Source organism: Formosa sejongensis (genome assembly GCF_033447105.1).
In the GTDB taxonomy this organism is placed as follows: domain Bacteria; phylum Bacteroidota; class Bacteroidia; order Flavobacteriales; family Flavobacteriaceae; genus Formosa.
On the sequence record NZ_JAWQUN010000006.1, the window covers coordinates 1 to 20,411 of the forward strand.

The following is a 20,411-nucleotide window of genomic DNA, read 5'->3' on the forward strand; positions in this document are numbered from 1 at the left end:
ATAGAAAGACCTATAAAATCAAGAAATAGTACAAAAATCTTTTTTTTAAGATAAAAAGTAAGTCAAATCCATTTAAAAAACATGGAACTTAGAAAATTATTAAATATTGCAACGGTCTTAAATTTTAAAATTCAAATTAGGGTGAAGCCTACATTCCCGCCCGACTTCTAATTCAATCTCATTGTTGCTAAGTAGCTTGCGTAATATTCTATTCTCCTCTTCTAATTGTTTTAATTCTTTGCCATGAGTATCATAAGTAACTTTTAAACCTGCTTCTCCTTGATTCTCATGCTTTTTCCTCCAACTATATAGCGTTCCTGTATTAACAGAGTATTTACGATAAGCCTCAACAGCTCCTATTTCCTCTTAAATAGCTAGTATCTATAATTTATCTTTTAAAGTCCATTTCTTGTATTTCACATCTCAAATATATAAGTTTTGAAATTTAAAATAGCACTCCGAACTTATACGGGGCTAAACTAATAATCAGTAACACAAAAAATTCACTAGATGTAAAACTCTTGATCCAATCCTTTTTTCTCGATGTTTATCAATGCTATTAAGTCTTTAATTTTTGACTCCCGTATCTCTTCTATCTTGAAATTTGGTTTTTGCTTATCAAATCTTACTCTATTTCCATGTTGTCTTAAATCATTTTTAATATTTTTAGGAATAAAGAACGTTGCCTTATCATACAAATATTTTTTGTATTCATTCAAGTAAATACCAATTCCTGCCATATCAAAATCTCCAAAATGTAAATAATTATTAGGAATAGATTTCATCCATTTTATAAAATCTTTATTTTGATTTTGTGGATAACGGGAAACAAACAAAGGAGTCAAGTGTTTAAACAAATACTTCTGTTCTTGAATTCTACTAAAATTTTTAGCATTTTCAACTCCTATAATGGTTACATGCTCTGGAATTTTAAATGTCTCATAATCAGAAATAAACACAAAACTTCCTAAGACAGGACAAATGGTAATCTTTTGATTGTTTAACTCTGCCTGAATTGACTCATAACTATTCACTAAAAAACCTTTAAAAGCTCTTTCCTTTGAGTTTTTCGAATCAGTAGTAATCTTCACAAAATCCGATCTAGTTGATTCATTATTTTCTAAAGCTAAAATATAGTTAGTTAAATTATTTATTTGCAACTGATTATGCAAATACTCATACAAATCCTTTTTACAGATAAGTGCAATTTTTTTTTGGTGTTTCCCTTTTCTTATAATTATATTCTCCGTAACTAAAACGTCAATAACTTCACTTTTAGCAGCACTATTAGGGATGGTTTTTCCTTCTATTAACTGTACTAATACTTTTGCTATTTTTAATGTTAATTCCATTAATTAAGAACTTTAGTCTTTATTTTAACCAAACGATTAATTTTTGTAATGTATTTTTTCGCCTCTGTTTTAGACTGTTCTTTGGCTAATTTATAGGTGTATTTATAATCCGTTGCATTTTGACTTGTCGGAGAACCATTGATTAACAAGATATTTCTTTCATTAGCAAATCTTAAAATCCCTTTTACATTATTAGGATGAAGCCTTCCTATTTCGTCCATCATACAATGCAATTTAAAATCTTTTATTTTTTTTGATGCACTCTCTTTAAAAACATTTAAAAGCAAAATATTAATCATTGCTTTAACTAGAACATCTGTTCCTTCACTACCAACATTCGACAATTTTTCTACCCAACCAGAATCATTATCATTTTCGACAATTCTAAATTGTAAATCAAAAGATTCTGACAATGTTAGACTGGAGTTTTTGTGTTTTCCGAGTTCATTTACCAACTGTTTTAATAAATCTACTGCTTTTTGATTTTTCGAATTACTATTCGAACATGTAAAAAGATTGGTTTCTCCTAAAATCAAACTATTTTCGTCATTAAAGTCTTTTATTTCTATTAACAACTTAACTATTGGGTTGGAACTTTTTTCTGTACGCATTTCCATTTCTTTAATGGCTTCTACAAAATTCTTAGTTAAAAAATCATCATTAATTTTCTTAATAATCTTTTCAATCTCCGCTTCTTTAGAATTTAGCTCCGTGGTTTCTCGACCTATTAACTGAATAATATCAGCAAATCTTCTATTTACTCTTGTTTCATACTCACTAATTTTATCTGCTTCTATAAATTCTTTTAGGTCAGCTGAAAAAATTAAAAAATCCTCTTTTGAAATTAGTTTTATTACGAATCTAAAAACATTATGTTCATCAAAATTTCCGTTAAAAAGATTGACAGCCTGCCTTAAATCCTCATATACTTGTAGGCTTCTTGAATGTTTTTCAAAAATATCTTTGATTAATACAACTGCTGTTTTAAAATGATTATCAACTATTATTGGATTAAAAATAAAGGACTCAATTTCTACAAAGGCATCCGATTTTTTAAATTCCACAAATGCATTCAAATCTGCTTCAAACAGATCTATTTTAAGTTTAATAGATTCAACCATCTCTTTTTGATGCTGATATTTATGGATAAATTTTTGCAATTCAATTCTATGTTCTTCAAGAATTGTAGCTTGTTTTTTTTCCAAACTTATTTTATCGGCCTTTAATTGTGGGACTTTATCAAATAGCTCTCTTTTATCTTTTTTAAATTCTATTACAATGGTTTCTTTTGTATTAATATCATTTAATAAACGATTTATTTCATTTAAGTTATCATCAATTAAGCTCAACCTTTTGGTATCTGCACCTTTGTCATCAAGCTCAGTAATTTTATTTTTTTGCAACACATTAATCCTTAGCTCAGACTCTTCTTTCAACTTAAAAACAGATGTATTTATATTCTCAATTTTATCACTTATTATTTTTTCTAAAACTGAAATTTCTTTATTTCGCTCTGTTTCTTTTAAACTTATTTTTCGGTTGATCCCTTTCTTAAGTTTTTCTAAATTTTCTTGGCTTTTTGATTTTCTTACTACAATTTTATCTAAATCATTTTCAGAATTTTGAAGAATAGTCGCTTTTTCAGAATTCGATTTTTCCATCCAATCTTCTAACTCTATTTTATTTTTCTTTAATCTATCTTCGCTTTGCGATGCTATGTATTCGTTTTCTGCAATAGTTTCCTTAAGCTCCTTTAGTTTTTTCTTAAATCTTATTTTTAACTTTTGTAAATCAGTTTCGTTAACACTATTTAATTCTGAAATTGATTTTTGAACGTCATTAACTTTAACGTTATACTCATCAATTTCTTGATGATATTCTTTTACCGTTTTAACACGACTTTTAATCGCACTTAAGTTCAATTCCAACCCATACACATTAGACGACTTATTATCACTTAATTTCGGATTTAATTCAGTATTAAAAAGCACCTGCTCTTCATCTATTACTTTACCTATATTGTTTTCCCAATTAGGAATATTATCATGTAACCAACCGTAAAGTGAAGATTTACTTTGTTTAATTTTATTTTCAATGGCTTGAATTTTCTCCCTATATTTTAGTTGTGTAATTTTATCTTTATCAACTTTTAGATCAAAAACTCTTTTTACATCTTTTACTTCTAAATCCCATTCTTTACGCAGTGTTGTTGTTTCGTTAATTGCATTAAAAACGATGTTTTTTGAACTTGATATTTTAGCATTCAATTCTTTTGTTTCTTCTTTACAATTTTCTATCTCAGTAACAAAAAAGATTTGATGTTTTAGTTCAGCCTTTTTTCTTTTAATCCTATTTTCATCATCAACAAATCCTTGTAGTTCATTTACAAATTGTTCTTTTTCTGCTTTATTATCTTCTTTAATTTGCTTGATTAAGTTCTCATAAATCTCAAAAAGCGAGGTTTTATCCTCTACAAAATCACTTCTTAATTTATTTATTTCAGCATCTTTATGATTCGTGAACTCTTGTTGTTTATTTTTTAATTGAGAAATCAACGCTTCATATTTTTGATTGACTTCTGTAAATTTAGAAGTCAATAGGTTTTTTTCATTTTCCAGCGTTTTTTGTTCTGTCATTAAGGTTTCTTTCTTAGACACCTCTTCAATAATTACATGAATATTTTTAGCATTATATTCAGCTTCTTTTTTTGCAGTTTCTTTTAATTTTTCAGAAATCGAATACATTTTTGAGATCAAATCTTGCTCTCTTCTTTTATGTATTTTTTCTAAATTTTCTTTTTTATTAAATAATTCATTTAACACCTTATTCTCTTCAATAAAACTTACAGATAATGTTGGTTTTTCCTTTTCTATAAAATCCATCCTACCAGCCAAGTTTAAGGCTAATTCTTTCTTTTCTCTTTTTAAAAAATTAAAAACTCGGTATTTATCAATAATTTTATCTGCCTGATTTCTAACAACAATTTGTCCTTTTTTATTTTTTTTGAACCATATTTTAATATCATTTATTTGAGATTCAAAATCACGTAAATGATTTTTAGAATAGTTCTCTATATCTATGGTAAACTCATCTTCATTTAAAGAATTTATAATGGTATCCTTTATAAACTTTGCCTCTAAATTAGAATTCAGCAGTACATTTTGAATGGTTCTAGGTATGTTTTGATATTGTTTACTTTCAACTAAAGCATACTTTCTAAAATCTGATTTTAAACCTTTATTATCTCCATAAATAATTTTACGAAATTCTTCATAGCTTGAAATCAATGAGGTATAATGAATTTCTTTTCCAAATGCATTTCTAATTTTATCCCAACTTTCAAAAGCTCTATTGTTATCATCAACAAACAATGCTCTTTTGTATCCCGAATTAAAAAATCTAAAAGCAACTTTACCATTTACTTTATATGCCAACACACAAAAGGGAATGTTGTCTTTTATGATTTCGTAAATAATATATGAGTTCTGATATTCAAAATAATAATCATCAAACCCTTTTTTCTCTCTAGGGATTCCTAGTTTAGATTTATTGGCATTGTAAAAAAACAAAATTGCACGTAACAAAGTACTTTTCCCCACTCCCTGCGTGCCTATTAAATGCACATTCCCATCTAATTCTATCTCTGCATACTTTACAGATGCGCTATTTATAAAAACTATTTTATTCAGGTATCTCATTTTCTGTTTCTTCTGGAATATTAATAGTTGTTACTATTTCTTTTAAATAATAAAAAGAAGTTAACACTTTATAAGTTTCTGATATTTCACTTTCTAAGGTGATAAAATTTTCCTTTTCTAATTTTTCAATTATTTTTTTTATTCTATCTATATAACTTTTTTTATCACCACTGATTTTTTTTAAATAATCCAGTTTGCTTTTTAAATCCGCATTATTTTTTAACTGATTTACAACATCCGAAGGGGTAAATCTAAATCCAACATCAAAAGATGAATCAAAAGTTTTAAAAAAATCTAAAATATCAATCCAATTAAATACCTTCTCTAGCTTTCTATCAAGATCTACATTCTTTTCTAGACGACTAAAGTAGAAATACTCATTCCCCTGCTCTAGAATATAATTTATCTGTTTAAAATAATTATGTAAATCATTAAAAGTATCTTCATCTTCTAACACTTTATACAAAATCTGAATATTGTCTTTGGGACTATTAGAACAAATAAACTGACCTCTTCTAAGAACATCAAATATTTCTGAAGTATATTTTGTTTTCATAAATTTTATTTAGGGTAAATCAGTGCATACTCAACACCATTTGCTGTTTCAAAAACATCCTGAAAGTTAAATTCTAACTCATATTGCGAAGCCATTTGACAAAATATGGTTACTCGTTCGTCAAAATCAACCTTTTTTAAAAAATCATAATTCATAATAAAGTTAAACAAATGATCACTTGTAGGTATAAAATGATTTCTTACTTCTTCTAAATTAATCATCACTTCCTCTTCAATATTATCTTGAAGATACGCTTCTGAAATACCACCTGCCAATTGTGGTTTAAAGTATTTTCTGTTTTTATGATTTTTGGAAATTCGCTTAATAACATCAAAAGCTTTTTCGTCATCTCTAAGAAAGTCCAATGACAAATTTAAAGACTCACTTATTCTAGTCTCAAAAACCAATTGATTCTTATTCGTTAATACTTGCTTTATATCTGTTTCTGCTTCAATGGTAAAATGATCCTTTAGATATTTTAATTTTCTAAGTTTCTCTATAAATATCCCTTGATGCTTGGTTTGATTTATATAATCAATGATCTGTTTCTCAATTTCGATCAAATTATGAGAACACTCCCTAAGTTGGTATTTTAGTTCTGTAATAATCTGATGTAATTCTTCATCTAAAGCTATTTTAAAAAAGGTTAGCTCCTTTTCATTAATCAACAACAATGTTTGTTTGATGAGATTGGTCACTACAGTTCTTTTTTCATCAAAATTTTCTAACTTTAATTGTTTGTTCTTGTAGTTGGCTTCGTTTTTAAATGTATTCTCTATGTTTCTTCTTAAATCTACTACACTTTTAAGTGTAATAATTCCCATTTTCCTGAACGTCTTTTTTATAAATTGTAAATAGGTATTCTTTCTATTTTCATTCTTTTCGTTCAAATAATAAAGAATCTTCTCTCTAATATTTTTGATATTTTCATCAATATAGGACAAGTTAATTTCTTCATTCACATCTAGTACTTGTTCAAAAAATTCTTGAAACTGATCGTCAAGTTCTAAAAAACTACCATTTTCTCTAATAACAGATCTTTGTATTAAAAAATCAATGCGATTTTCATCATAATCTACCAGTTCCAAGGCATAACTCAATTTATAATTAAGCGTTTTTCTTTTACCAAACATTTCAGTAATTAACTTTTCCTCTCTTTTTAAAGTTGAAATTAATTCTTTTATATCGTTAAAAGTGTCCATTTTTCTTTATCTATTTCCTGTAAATCAAGTTAATATTAGTAATTTAATTTTATTATTAAACCTTCTTACTCGGTAAACGTTAATTTAGAAATACGACCTTGTCCTGCGGCATACGTAATCGAATCATTTACAAAACGAATGGTATAAAATGGCTCATCACTTATATGTTGCCAAGACATTCCACCGTCATTAGAAAGATCTATACCGTTAAAACTAACGGCAACTAAACCTTCTGCATTGCTGTTCGGGATATATTGCACACAACTCTTATAACCCGGTGCTTGTCCATCGGCAACTAACTGCCAAGTTTTCCCACCGTCTGTTGTTTTCATTTTATTGTTTGTATTGCCTTCAGGGTTTGTGTAATCTCCACCGATAGCAAAACCGTTTTGTTCATCATAAAAATCGATAGAATAAATGCCTTGAGTCGCTTCAGTATTCTGCATTGGTGTTTCAATTGTACCCCAAGACGCTCCTTTATTTTCAGAATAGTAAATGGTTCCGCTAGTCGTTCCTATCCAAGCTTTATCTCCTAAAACTTTAATATTTGTATTACTTGCTGCAAAAGCACCTTCACCTTCGATAGTTTTAGGCAAGTTCTCGCAAGGGAATGGCGACCAAGTTTCTCCACCATCTCGAGTTATAATTATGGACAAACAACCATTAACACTATCGCCCACTGCAATACCATCTGTATCGTTCCAAAAGGTCATGGCATCATAAAACACTTCTTCTCCTTCTTCTTTATAGACGAGTTTCATAGATCCATCGTCTCCCGTTTTATATAATAAGGCAGGACTTTCAATACTCAACATAAAAAAATCGTTTGCTGTATGCGCAACGGCTCTAAAATGTAAAGGCACAGAGTCATAAAGTTGTATAGATGTTGCTAACTGTTCTTTCTTCGGAAAATATAATCCGTAAGTCCCATTATCTGCAGCAAAGGCCAACGTTCCGTCTCCCATTAACTCAATGGCACGAATGCTAAGGGAATCATTATAAACATCCTGAATTTCAACAGATTCATATATTTTTAAAGGTTTCTGAACATCTTGTTTACAAGAACTGATTAAAACAAAAAGTAAAAGGCTCGCTATTAGTCGCATTTATTAAAATTTTGGCTAAAAATAATTAATTAAACTTACCTTTGTCCTCTTAAATACACAAAATGCGATTACATAGAAATTTATGCTTTGCGGTAGTAGACGGATTAATGCTCATTTTTAATGAAGGAGTTTATGCCGACAAAGTTGTTCAACAATTATTAAAACGCGATAAACGCTGGGGAAGTCGCGACCGCGGTTTTGTAGCCGAAACGACTTACGAGATCGTTCGCTGGAAACGCTTATATGCTGAAATAGCAGAAGTAAAAGAACCTTACGATAGAGATAACATTTGGAGAATATTTGCCGTATGGGCAACCCTTAAAGGTATTAAATTACCGGATTGGAGCTATTTTGAAAAAACACCGACACGTAAAATTAAAGGACGTTTTGATGAGCTTTCTCAAATTAGAAAATTTAAAGAATCTATTCCTGATTGGATGGATGAAATTGGTGTTAAAGAATTAGGCGAAGAACTTTGGACAAAAGAGATTGCTGCTTTAAACCTTCAAGCCGATGTTGTTTTAAGAACAAACACTCTAAAAATAACGAAAGACAAGTTACAAGCCGATCTTTTTGATAATGACATTGAAACTGAATTTATAAAAGGGTATCCTGATGCACTTAAATTAAAAGAGCGTGCAAACGTATTTACTACAGAGTCTTTTAAAAACGGACACTTTGAAGTGCAAGATGCATCTTCTCAATTAGTAGCTAAATATTTAGAAGTTGAACCTGGTATGCGTGTTATAGACACCTGTGCTGGTGCTGGAGGAAAAACATTGCACTTGGCTTCTTTAATGGAAAACAAAGGTCAGATTATTGCTTTAGATATTTATGCGCATAAATTGCATGAGCTGAAACGTCGTGCAAAACGTGATGGTGCTCATAATGTTGAACCTCGTCATATAGATACTACTAAAGTCATTAAGAAATTATACGATAAAGCCGATCGCGTTTTAATCGATGCGCCTTGTTCTGGTTTAGGAGTTTTAAGAAGAAATCCTGATGCGAAGTGGAAATTACAACCTGAATTTTTAGATAGAATTCGTGCAACACAGCAAGAAATTATTCAAACGTATTCTAGAATGGTTAAATCTGGAGGACAAATGGTTTACGCTACATGTTCGGTTTTACCTTCAGAAAACAGACAACAAGTTGACACTTTCTTAACATCAGAATTCGGAAAAGATTTTACCTTAGTGCGCGACGATAATATCTACGCTCACAAAACAGGATTTGATGGATTCTATATGGCATTACTTAAAAGAAACTAAGGCTAAAAAGAATATTCAATAATAATTACGAGCTAGTAGAGATTTTTCTTTACTAGCTTTTTTTATTTTGTAAATTGAGCAATAAAACTTAATAAATTAAATTTAAATAACTCCCTATGAAACACTTTTACTTTACATTTTTCTTACTTTTTATTACAGCATTGGGCTTTGCTCAATTAAACCCGCCCGAAGATTTACAATCGTACTATAACACGGTAAATTTCACAAAAACAGGTGTAGAACTTAAAACAGATTTAAGCGCTGTTACCATTGCAAAGCATGTTAACGAACTGATTTATACGCCAGGTGTATGGGAAGCTCTAAAGGTTACTGATTTAGATCCTGACAACCCTAACAATGTACTTTTAATGTACGGTTACGACGACACGGATAACGATATTACGACAGATAGAAGCCGAGGTAAAAACAATAACGGAGGTTCTGATGGCGAATGGAATCGTGAACACGTCTACGCAAAGTCTTTAGGAACTCCTAATTTAGGAGAAGAAGGTCCTGGTTCTGATGCACAAATGTTGCGTCCGAGTGATGTTAATAGAAATGCCGACCGTAATAATTTAAAATTTGCAGATGGTAATGGTACTTCAAATTTTTCTAACAGTGGCTGGTATCCTGGTGACGAATGGAAAGGTGACTGTGCCCGTATAATAATGTACATGTATATTAGATATGGTGAGCGTTGTTTACCAACTAATGTTGGTTTTGGAGATGCAGCTCAAACACCTGACGACATGATTGATTTATTCCTAGAATGGAATGTAGAAGATCCTGTTTCAGATTTCGAAAAACAAAGAAACACCTACCACGGAGATACGTCTAACACCTATGCACAAGGAAACAGAAACCCATTTATCGATAACCCATATTTAGCAACTGTTATTTGGGGCGGAGCAGATGCACAAAATTTATGGGATGGAAATAGCGGTATTACAGATACCGAAGCGCCAACTGTACCTACAGATTTAGCTTCAAGCGAAATTACTGCGTCTTCAATTACATTAACTTGGACGGCTTCTTCAGACAATATTGCTGTCGCTTCATACAATGTTAATAAGGATGGTGCATTTTATGCAAAAGCCTATACAAACACGATTACAATTTCAGATTTAACAGCTGAAACGTCTTATGCTTTTACTGTATCTGCAGAAGATGCTTCAAATAATGAGTCTGCTGCAACAGGGTCTTTAACGGTTACAACTACAGAAGAAATTGTTTACGATTACTGTGTCACACAAGATTTCGAAGATATTACAGGTGAAATAAACACCTACTACGATGAAATTTCTTGGTCAGGAGAAGATCGTTTACGTTGGTCTGCTACAGACGCAAGAGTAGATCAGACTATTGACGGAAGTAAAGCAATTACTATAAGAAATGGTGTTTTAACTGCACCTCAAACCACTGATGGTATTGGATTTTTAACAGTGACCACACTACGTGTATTTGGAGGTGGATCGGGAACCTTCGATTTGGTTGTAAATGGTACCGTAGTCGGACAAATTCCGTATTCTGGATTTGAAGAAACGACTACTATCGAAAATATTAATATTGAAGGTAAAGTTTCAATACTTTTCAATAATAAAGAGTCAACCGAAGACCGTGTGGCTTTCGATAATTTAGCATGGACATGTTATGAAGTTTCTAATGAAGTAGACTACTGTACTGAAGAAACATTTACTAATTTAACTTCAACTCAAGATGTTAATGATAACTCATATGCATTAAGAACTTGGACAGGAGATGATGGACTTGAATGGTCTGCTACAGATGCTAGATTAGATCAAAGCATTAACGGGACTAAAGCTATCACCATAAGAGATGGTGTTTTAACTGCTCCCCAAACAGCTAATGGTATTGGCGCTTTAACTGTGACAACGCAACGTTTTTTTGGTGGTGGATCTGGGACTTTCGATCTAGTAGTTAACGGAACTGTTGTTGGAGAAATTCCTTACGGAGATGAAGCACAAACTGTAACTATTGAAGATATTAATATTGCAGGTGAAGTTTCAATACTTTTCAATAATAAAGAGGCAACCGGAGACCGTGTTGCTATTGATAATTTAGCGTGGACTTGTTATGATTCTTCTTTAAGTATTGAAGAAGATGCTTTATCAAGTATAAAAGTCTACCCTAACCCTATAAAAGATGTATTAAACGTTGCAATGCCAAACGGTGAAGCAACTCAGCTTGACATTTACAATATGTTAGGAAAATTAGTACTTTCTAAAACCATTCAGAATAACACAAGTATCAGCACTCAAAATTTACAATCGGGTGTTTATATTTTAAGAGTTACTCAGAACAATAAAACGATTAGCAAGAAATTAGTTAAGCACTAATTCTTTAAAAATCTATATTGAAAAGCGACCTTAACGGGTCGCTTTTTTTATGAAAAAATCTCTGGTATGAGGCATATAAAAGACTACATATTTTTTTGAAAAAATATCGCTAAAAAACACTAATTTTGTGCTTTCTTAAAAAATAATACAAACCACATTATATGATTCATTTCTTTGGAAACGTAAACAGCAAATTATTTGCTGTACAAACAGTTAAAGAATTATCGACTGAAACTATTTCAAAATTATCATGGCTTTTTGGCAACCAGCCTAAGTTAGAACAAGCATCAATCGATGCTTTTTTTGTTGGTCCTCGTGCCGCTATGATTACGCCTTGGAGTACAAATGCTGTTGAAATTACTCAAAACATGGGTATCACAGACATCATTCGAATTGAAGAATTTGAAGCTGTAGCTGAAGACTTTTCAAATTTCGACCCGATGATTTCTCAGAAATACGATGCCTTAAATCAAGAGTCATTTACAATAGATATCAAGCCAGAACCAGTTTTAAATATTGAAGATATTGCAGCTTACAACGCAAAAGAAGGATTGTCTTTAAGTGATGAAGAAGTAGCCTATTTAGATGGTGTTGCAAAGAAAATTGGTCGTCCTTTAACAGATTCTGAAGTCTTCGGATTTTCACAAGTGAATTCTGAGCACTGTCGTCATAAAATTTTCAACGGAACATTTGTTATCGATGGTGAGGAAAAAGAAGTTTCATTATTCAAAATGATTCGTGAAACATCAAACAAAAATCCTAACGATATTGTTTCGGCTTATAAAGATAATGTAGCATTTGTAAAAGGTCCTGTTGTAGAACAATTTGCACCGAAAACAGCAGATAAACCTGATTTTTACGAAACTAAAAATTACGAATCTGTAATTTCATTAAAAGCAGAAACACATAATTTCCCTACTACAGTAGAGCCTTTTAACGGCGCTGCAACAGGTTCTGGAGGAGAAATTCGCGATAGACTTGCAGGAGGAAAAGGATCTTTACCTTTAGCTGGAACTGCGGTTTATATGACGTCGTATTCGCGTTTAGAAGAAAACCGTCCTTGGGAACAAAAAACACAAGCACGTCCGTGGTTATACCAAACACCAATGGACATCTTAATAAAAGCTTCAAATGGAGCATCTGATTTTGGAAACAAATTCGGGCAGCCATTAATTACAGGTTCTGTATTGACCTTCGAGCATAACGAAAACGCTTCCTCAAGTACAGCAAGTCCTAGAAAATTAGGTTACGATAAAGTCATTATGCAAGCGGGAGGTATTGGTTACGGTAAAGCCGACCAAGCTTTAAAAGACACTCCTAAAGTAGGTGATAAAATCGTTATTCTTGGTGGTGAAAACTACCGCATCGGAATGGGTGGAGCTGCAGTATCTTCTGCAGATACTGGAGCATTTGAATCGGGTATTGAATTAAATGCCGTACAACGTTCTAACCCTGAAATGCAAAAACGTGCTGCAAACGCCGTTCGTGGTATGGTAGAAAGTGAAGAAAACTTCATCGTTTCTATTCACGATCATGGTGCTGGTGGACACTTAAACTGTTTATCAGAATTAGTAGAAGATACAGGAGGAAAAATTAATTTAGACAGTTTACCTGTTGGAGATCCTACCCTATCGGCTAAAGAAATTATCGGTAACGAATCTCAAGAACGTATGGGATTAGTGATTGCCGAAAAGCATTTAGAAACACTTCATAAAATTGCAGACAGAGAACGTTCTCCAATTTACGATGTTGGAGAAGTTACAGGAAACGACCGTTTTACTTTCGAATCTAAAACGACTGGTGAAAAACCAATGGATTTAGCTTTAGAAGATATGTTCGGGAGTTCTCCAAAAACAATACTAACTGACAGTACAATTGTCAGAAAATATAAAAATCCACGTTACAAGTCTAAAAACTTAAAAATCTATTTAGAGCAAGTGTTACAGTTAGAAGCTGTGGCTTGTAAAGATTGGTTAACAAACAAAGTAGACAGATGTGTTGGTGGTAAAGTGGCCAAACAACAATGTGTTGGACCATTACAAATTCCGTTAAATAATGTTGGTGTTATGGCACTAGATTATAACGGAAAAGAAGGTATTGCAACCTCTATTGGGCACGCTCCTATTTCAGCTTTAATTCAGCCGGATGCAGGAAGTAGAAATGCCATTACAGAATCGCTTACCAATATTGTTTGGGCACCTTTAAAAGATAATTTAAAAAGTGTGTCATTATCGGCAAACTGGATGTGGCCTTGTAAAAATGAAGGTGAAGACGCCCGTTTATATAAAGCAGTTCAAGCTGTTTCAGAATTTGCAATCGACTTAGGTATTAATGTGCCTACAGGAAAAGATTCTCTTTCTATGAAGCAAAAATATCCTAACGAGGATGTTATTGCTCCTGGAACTGTAATTATTTCTGCAGCAGGAAACTGTAATGAAATCTCTAAAGTTGTAGAACCGCTTTTAAAAGCTGATGGTGGAAATATCTATTATATTAACATCTCTCAAGACGACTTTAAATTAGGTGGTAGTTCATTCTACCAAGCATTAAACGCTATTGGAAATGACACGCCAGATGTTAAGAGTACAGATTTCGTTAAGAATGCCTTTAATACAATTCAAGATTTAATTAAAGCTGATAAAATTGAAGCGGGTCATGATATTGCTTCAGGTGGATTAATCACAACTTTATTAGAATTGTGTTTTGCCGATATGAATTTAGGAGCTGATTATGACTTATCTAGCTTAAATGAAGAAGATTCACTTAAAATATTATTCTCTGAAAACGCAGGACTTGTATTCCAAGCAGATGCTTCAGTAGAAGAAAGCTTTGCAGCAAACGGTGTTGAGGTTTTCAAAATCGGAACAGCGAACAATTCAGGTCAAGTAAGCATTAAAAATAACGAGGAATTATTCTCTTTTAATGTTTCTGAAATGCGTGACGTTTGGTACAAAACGTCTTACTTATTAGATAAAAAGCAAACAGCAAATAACGTTGCGGATGCGCGTTACGAAAACTATAAGAATCAGCCACTTCAATATACATTCCCTAAAAACTTTACAGGGAAGTTACCTAAAATAGATGCTAGTAAGCCAAAACCAAAGGCTGCTGTTCTTCGTGAAAAAGGAAGTAATTCTGAACGCGAAATGGCAAACGCTATGTATTTAGCTGGTTTTGATGTGAAGGATGTACATATGACCGATTTAATTTCTGGTCGTGAAACACTAGAAGACATTCAGTTTATTGGTGCCGTTGGTGGTTTTTCTAACTCGGATGTTTTAGGTTCGGCTAAAGGTTGGGCCGGCGCTTTTATGTATAACGAAAAAGCAAACACTGCATTACAAAACTTCTTTAAAAGAGAAGATACACTTTCTGTTGGAATTTGTAACGGTTGCCAGTTATGGATGGAATTAGAATTGATTAACCCTGAACACGACGTTCACGGAAAAATGTTACATAACGATTCTCATAAACACGAGAGTTCATTTACTTCAGTAGAAATTCAGAAAAACAATTCTGTGATGTTATCGAGCTTAGAAGGTAGCACACTTGGGGTTTGGATTTCTCATGGAGAAGGAAAATTCAACCTTCCTAAAGAAGAAAGCGAATACAATATTGTAGCTAAATATGGTTACGAAGGTTATCCTGCAAATCCTAATGGTTCGGACTTTAATACAGCCATGATGTGTGATGCTTCAGGAAGACACTTAGTAACAATGCCACATATCGAGCGTTCTACATTCCAATGGAACTGGGCAAACTATCCGGCAGGTAGAAAAGACGAAGTTTCTCCTTGGTTAGAAGCTTTTGAAAATGCTAAAAAATGGATTGACGGAAATAAACAATAAATTTCATTACATTCGTTTTATAAACGGAGTGAATGAAATTTATATTACTAGTCTTTATATTACTGACTAACACAATTATACTTGCACAAGACACAACGCATCAGCTTGAAGTTGATGCGTTGAAAGTGCAAATAAAATCTGAAACTAATAAAGGTCAGAAACTAAAATTACTTGATAGTTTAACAGACATTATTTATCAGAAAACAGAATTGGGTTTCGACTCTATCTCTAGATTCACTATAAATTATGCTATCCAATTAGATTCCTTTAATATTGCCTCTCGCAACACTCAAAATCTTATAAATTATTACAATAATGTTTTAGGACAACCCGAAGAAGGTGTTATACTTTTCAAAACCTATTTCAACACTTTTAAAAATCATTTAACCGACAGAAACCTTGCCGGAATCTACATCGATGCTGGAGATAGTTATTATTTCGTAAAAGAAGTCGACACCGCTATGTCTTATTATAGCAAAGCCAAAGACTACGCGACAAAAGCAGGTAACGATCACGTAAAGGCCTTTGCTATTTTATACCAAGGATACACCTACACCGACGAAGGTGATTTTGCTAAGGCATCTCAACACATACAGGAAGCTTCAAAAATTTTTCAAAAAGTTAAGGATACCTTCAATATTATTACCTCAAGAAATGCCTTATCTATATTATATAGTGCCAACGGATTTTTAAAGGAAGCAGAACTAGAACGTAAAGAAGCTATTGAGCTGGGAGAGCTTTCAAAAAATTACGGGGTATTAATTTCAATTTATGCCAATTCTGCAACCGATAATAAGAAACAGGGTTTACAAAAAGAACGTTTAATTAATATACATAAAGCGGTTGCGGCAAGTGAAAAATCAGATCACCTTGATTATTTTAGACCGATACTTCTACATACCTTAATTATTGCGTATGCGGAAAATGACAGTCTAGACAAAGCTAGATCGTATTATAAAACATTAAAAGCAGATAAAAAAAACACTGAAGGCATCTATGAAAGTAATTACTATAGAGCTTCTAGCCGTTTAGCTTTTGCTGAAAAGGACTATCCTTCTGCTGTAGAATGGGGTAAGAAATATCTCGATCTTGTTAAAGCGACAAACAACATTAACAACATAGAAGATGGCGAATCCTTTTTAGCTGATGTTTACGAAAAACTCAATCAATATAACGAAGCGTATACACATTTAAAAGCATCTAAAAAGATTGAAGATTCTTTAAAATCTGTTCAGAAAAATAATGCCTTAAGCTATTACCAAACGCTTTATGAAACCAATAAACGCGATCAGAAAATAAAAGATCAGAATAGTGAGATAAAATTATTAGACGAACAACACACGCGTAAAGCACAATTAATGTGGCTCAGCATAATTATTCTTATTGCTTTATTTTCAATCATTTATTTGTATCGTTCACGGAAGTATTCACAAAAGAATGCTCTACTTCAAAAAACTTTCGCTGAAGATCTAATATATAGCGTAGAAGCAGAACGTAAACGTATTTCTAGTGAGCTTCATGATAGTGTTGGACAAAGTCTCTTACTTATTAAAAATAAAATCTTTTTAGAAAGCGAAAATAAAACCGATACGAGTTTAGTTGATAGTGCTATTGATGAAGTAAGAACGATATCGCAGCAATTACACCCTTTTCAATTTGAAAAATTAGGTTTAATAAATTCAATAAAGAATACGATAGAAAACTTTCAGAAAAATTCTAATATTTTCTATTCAGAAGATATTGAAATTGAAACTTTAGAGATCTCGAAAGACAAGGAAATATTTATTTATAGAATGCTACAAGAATGCTTAAATAATGTTGAAAAACATTCTGAAGCAAAAGCCTGCGTTATTAATGTTGAAAATTTAAAAGATGCTGTTCTTTTCGAAGTTAAGGATAATGGTACTGGTTTTGATGTTATAGAAGACTCTAAATTACTTAATAGTTTAGGTATGAAAACGCTAAAAGAGCGTGCACAACTTATTGGTGCACAATTAAGCATTAATTCTGTTAAAGGAAAAGGCACAACGATTCAAATAAAAATTCAAAAAAAATAAGCTATGTCTACCACTATTCTACTTGCCGACGATCACCCTTTATTATTAAACGGTACTAAGGAGTTTTTAGAAAAAAAATGGTTTAAAGTCATTGCCACCGCAACTGATGGTAATACTGCTTATAATAAAATTGTAGAATTGCAACCTGATATTGCCATTCTAGATTTTGATATGCCAAAACTGAACGGCCTAGAGGTTGCACATGAAATTCAACGTAATAAACTAACTACAAAAGTGGTTATTTTAACCTTACACAAACAAGAATCTATATTAAAAGAAGTTGGAAAATCTATACATGGCTATGTTACAAAAGATAGTGCTTTAGAAGAATTGGAGGCCTGCTTGGAAAGCATAAAAAGCAATACTAATTATATTGGTGAAAAATTAAAAAGTAATATCCAAATAAATAGCGATTCAGATTCTAGCGTTAAAAATCTTACGCCTACAGAACTAAAAATTTTAAAGTATTTAGATAAGAATTTCAGCAGTCCTCAAATCGCTGAGGAATTATTTATCTCGAAACGTACAGTTGAAAAACATAGAAGCAACATTATTAAAAAATTAGATATAGATACAACTAAACAGAACGCACTCTTTTTTTGGTTAAAAAAACATCCAAACATATTCAATACGTAATCTTACGAATAGTATAATAATGCGAAATTATTTATATTTAGAACAACTTTAAATCAACGCATTATACATAATAAACATACATATTACACACCAATTAACTACTGGGTTCTGAATGTTTTTTCTATTGAATTACATGATGGTGAAACGTATGCAATGCAGCCAGATGGTTATAGCTACATTATTTATAAACTAGAAAAGGTAAGCTCTATTACCTACTATAAACCATTCATTACACCTTTAATTCTTAAATCGGAACATGAAAGCATGTATTATATTGCAAGGTGTAGACCAACTTACATTGGTTATTTAATGAAACAAAAAATTAAAATGACCCCTAACAAACCAAACGATTTTTTGATTAGTTTATCTTCAGTAAAATTAAAATCTATAGTTCCTACCATCTTAGACAACATTTTGATTCATTTACATTCTAAAGACGAAAAAGCATCTTTACCTCAACTAAAAAAACAATATCAGTGCAATCACCTTAATATTGACTCTCTTTTTAAAAAGAACACAGGAATAACGTTTAGCCAATATCAAAATATTTTATTAAATATTACGTAATCCTACGCATTGTAATACATTGATAAAATTTATAATTTAGCAGTAATAAAATCTATTAGACATTTTCAGGCTTTAGAAAACTTTAAAGTAAAAAAGACTGAAACGCTATAAAAGTGCTATTAATCGAAGGGTAAATCAGGTTGAGACAATTTTGTTCTTAACCTGATTTTTATTTATAAAGTTATTCATAATCAATTTTAAAATTGATATTTTTTAAAAGCTTCTACAGATGTAGAGGCTTTTTTTATTCCTAAAAATAATATATTTTCAACTTGTGAAATTATTTATTATTGGTTTAATCCTTTTGTGGTCAATTGGAAACCTTAGTGCTCAAAATACAGACAGTCAAAATAAACGTATAGAACAATTTTTCTATCGTGACAGTGTCATCTCCATGCAACAATGGTATAATACTGATAACGACTTGGATAGTTTAAAAACTTACCACAAAACGGGCGAACTGGACGAATCTTTTTATTTGTCTAATAAAAAATTTCATGGCACTAATTATAAATATAATCAAAAAGGGAAGCTCGTAACCACTTGGGTGTTTGACCATGGAAAACTAATTAAAAGAACAGATCACATTCTTGAATACACTAAACAGAATGAAGTAAAAATCATACAATTTCACACCGATTTAGTTGCTGTTAATCTTGCCCTAAAGGAAACGCCTAATAAAACATCTTTAATTGCAAAACGGGCACGAATCCGCACGTATTTAAATGACCATATATTAGCTATTAATGACTACCAAAAATTAATAGATATCCTTTTTAAAGTATCAAAAAATAAAAACACCCCACCTCCTGCTCAATTACTAAGAAACATTTATAGCACGTTAGCTACTAACTATCAAGCTTTAGAAATGGACAATTATGTGATTAATTATAAGCTTAAGGCTATGGTTGCCGACCCGGGAAACACGATAGCAATTTATAATTTTAGTGCATTTCTCTATGAAATTAAATCTTACGAATTGGCGCTCTATTATCTTAATAAAGTAATTGCTATAAAACCAGAACACTCCTTTGCCAATAGTTTACTTGCTGCTGTTTACACCGAATATGACGATTATGACAAAGCACTTTACCATATAAATATTGCATTTAAAAATGAAGAGAGTCTGTTAAAAAATGGATATGGAACAGAAGAACAAGATTTAAGAACACAAAGAGGTTACATTCTTCATAAATTAGGAAAATCTGACGAAGGTATAACGGATTTAAATGAAGCTTTAAATCTAAATGAAAACAATTCCTTCGCTTATAGAAATTTAGGAGTTGTGTATTACGATTTAGAAGAATACAATCTTGCTTGCGAAAATTTAGAAAAAGCAAAAAATCTTGGTTATGAAAAAACGCACGATAGATACGATTTACAAGTATACCTAGATTATTCTTGTAATTATAATGCAAATGAAACTCCAGCGATAGCTATTGATCAATCTATTAACAATTTAAAACTAGCCAACAAAGCTTCCATTTACCCAAACCCCGTTAAAGATGTTATAAATATCAAAAATCTGTCATTCAAAGATTATGATTTTTTGATTTTTGATTACTCTGGGAAATTATTAAAACAAGGGAATAGCAAAACATCTATCAATATCTCAGATTTATCTAGCGGTGTTTATATTCTAAAAATAATTAACAACGACTTAAGTGAAACATTTAGAGTGATTAAAGATTAAAACTTCCCTTTATAACACAAAAAAAGGTGGTTTCAATACTTGAAAACACCTTTTAAACTCATTAA

General features: G+C 31.6%; 13 protein-coding genes. 7 read left to right on the forward strand and 6 right to left on the reverse strand.

The genetic code is table 11. The annotated features are described in order from the left end of the window. Positions 1-117: 117 nt before the first annotated feature. The 6 genes from R6X41_RS08110 to R6X41_RS08135 all read right to left on the reverse strand — a co-directional run bounded on the left by R6X41_RS08110 (position 118) and on the right by R6X41_RS08135 (position 7,914). Positions 118-360: a transposase gene (locus tag R6X41_RS08110; protein ID WP_318499438.1), complete on the reverse strand. Its 243-nt coding sequence runs from the start codon at positions 358-360 to the stop codon at positions 118-120. 146 nt (positions 361-506) lie between these two features. After that, complete coding sequence (locus R6X41_RS08115) at positions 507-1,352, reverse strand: DUF7281 domain-containing protein (RefSeq protein ID WP_318499128.1); 846 nt, start codon at positions 1,350-1,352, stop codon at positions 507-509. Further along, a complete protein-coding gene (locus R6X41_RS08120; protein WP_318499130.1) occupies positions 1,352-5,050 on the reverse strand; it encodes an ATP-binding protein in 3,699 nt (1,232 codons plus the stop codon). Before R6X41_RS08120 ends, R6X41_RS08115 begins: the two co-directional genes overlap by 1 nt. Beyond that, positions 5,034-5,606 carry a condensin complex protein MksE gene (locus tag R6X41_RS08125; protein ID WP_318499132.1) on the reverse strand — a complete coding sequence of 191 codons (573 nt, stop codon included), beginning with the start codon at positions 5,604-5,606 and terminating at the stop codon, positions 5,034-5,036. The genes R6X41_RS08120 and R6X41_RS08125 overlap by 17 nt, the downstream gene beginning before the upstream one ends. 5 nt (positions 5,607-5,611) lie before the next feature. Then, on the reverse strand, positions 5,612-6,808 hold the full coding sequence (locus R6X41_RS08130; protein ID WP_318499134.1) for a hypothetical protein: 1,197 nt from the start codon (positions 6,806-6,808) through the stop codon (positions 5,612-5,614). A gap of 65 nt (positions 6,809-6,873) precedes the next feature. Continuing rightward, entirely contained in the window at positions 6,874-7,914 is a 1,041-nt protein-coding gene (locus R6X41_RS08135) for a WD40/YVTN/BNR-like repeat-containing protein (RefSeq protein ID WP_318499136.1), read from the reverse strand. Between the two features lie 62 nt (positions 7,915-7,976). On the opposite strand from R6X41_RS08135, the gene R6X41_RS08140 reads away from it, so the two are divergent. The 7 genes from R6X41_RS08140 (at position 7,977) to R6X41_RS08170 (ending at position 20,346) form a co-directional block, all read left to right on the forward strand. Next, complete coding sequence (locus R6X41_RS08140; protein WP_318499138.1) at positions 7,977-9,188, forward strand: RsmB/NOP family class I SAM-dependent RNA methyltransferase; 1,212 nt, start codon at positions 7,977-7,979, stop codon at positions 9,186-9,188. A 116-nt stretch (positions 9,189-9,304) separates the two neighbouring features. Next, positions 9,305-11,545, forward strand: coding sequence for an endonuclease (locus R6X41_RS08145; protein WP_318499140.1), 2,241 nt, complete (start codon positions 9,305-9,307; stop codon positions 11,543-11,545). Between the two features lie 161 nt (positions 11,546-11,706). Further along, on the forward strand, positions 11,707-15,393 hold the full coding sequence (gene purL / locus R6X41_RS08150; protein WP_318499142.1) for a phosphoribosylformylglycinamidine synthase: 3,687 nt from the start codon (positions 11,707-11,709) through the stop codon (positions 15,391-15,393). 32 nt (positions 15,394-15,425) lie between these two features. After that, entirely contained in the window at positions 15,426-17,450 is a 2,025-nt protein-coding gene (locus tag R6X41_RS08155; RefSeq protein WP_318499144.1) for a tetratricopeptide repeat-containing sensor histidine kinase, read from the forward strand. 3 nt (positions 17,451-17,453) lie between these two features. Beyond that, positions 17,454-18,086: a response regulator gene (locus R6X41_RS08160; RefSeq protein WP_318499146.1), complete on the forward strand. Its 633-nt coding sequence runs from the start codon at positions 17,454-17,456 to the stop codon at positions 18,084-18,086. A gap of 153 nt (positions 18,087-18,239) precedes the next feature. Further along, a complete protein-coding gene (locus R6X41_RS08165) occupies positions 18,240-18,653 on the forward strand; it encodes a hypothetical protein (protein WP_318499148.1) in 414 nt (137 codons plus the stop codon). Between the two features lie 274 nt (positions 18,654-18,927). Further along, on the forward strand, positions 18,928-20,346 hold the full coding sequence (locus R6X41_RS08170; protein WP_318499150.1) for a T9SS type A sorting domain-containing protein: 1,419 nt from the start codon (positions 18,928-18,930) through the stop codon (positions 20,344-20,346). Positions 20,347-20,411: the final 65 nt, after the last annotated feature.

Excerpts from the sequence above, each read along its gene's own strand:
- R6X41_RS08115 (WP_318499128.1), bottom strand. The coding sequence starts at position 1,352 with ATGGAATTAACATTAAAAATAGCAAAAGTATTAGTACAGTTAATAGAA.
- R6X41_RS08120 (WP_318499130.1), bottom strand. The coding sequence starts at position 5,050 with ATGAGATACCTGAATAAAATAGTTTTTATAAATAGCGCATCTGTAAAG.
- R6X41_RS08125 (WP_318499132.1), bottom strand. The coding sequence starts at position 5,606 with ATGAAAACAAAATATACTTCAGAAATATTTGATGTTCTTAGAAGAGGT.
- R6X41_RS08130 (WP_318499134.1), bottom strand. The coding sequence starts at position 6,808 with ATGGACACTTTTAACGATATAAAAGAATTAATTTCAACTTTAAAAAGA.
- R6X41_RS08135 (WP_318499136.1), bottom strand. The coding sequence starts at position 7,914 with ATGCGACTAATAGCGAGCCTTTTACTTTTTGTTTTAATCAGTTCTTGT.
- R6X41_RS08140 (WP_318499138.1), top strand. The coding sequence starts at position 7,977 with ATGCGATTACATAGAAATTTATGCTTTGCGGTAGTAGACGGATTAATG.
- R6X41_RS08145 (WP_318499140.1), top strand. The coding sequence starts at position 9,305 with ATGAAACACTTTTACTTTACATTTTTCTTACTTTTTATTACAGCATTG.
- purL (WP_318499142.1), top strand. The coding sequence starts at position 11,707 with ATGATTCATTTCTTTGGAAACGTAAACAGCAAATTATTTGCTGTACAA.
- R6X41_RS08155 (WP_318499144.1), top strand. The coding sequence starts at position 15,426 with ATGAAATTTATATTACTAGTCTTTATATTACTGACTAACACAATTATA.
- R6X41_RS08160 (WP_318499146.1), top strand. The coding sequence starts at position 17,454 with ATGTCTACCACTATTCTACTTGCCGACGATCACCCTTTATTATTAAAC.
- R6X41_RS08165 (WP_318499148.1), top strand. The coding sequence starts at position 18,240 with ATGCAGCCAGATGGTTATAGCTACATTATTTATAAACTAGAAAAGGTA.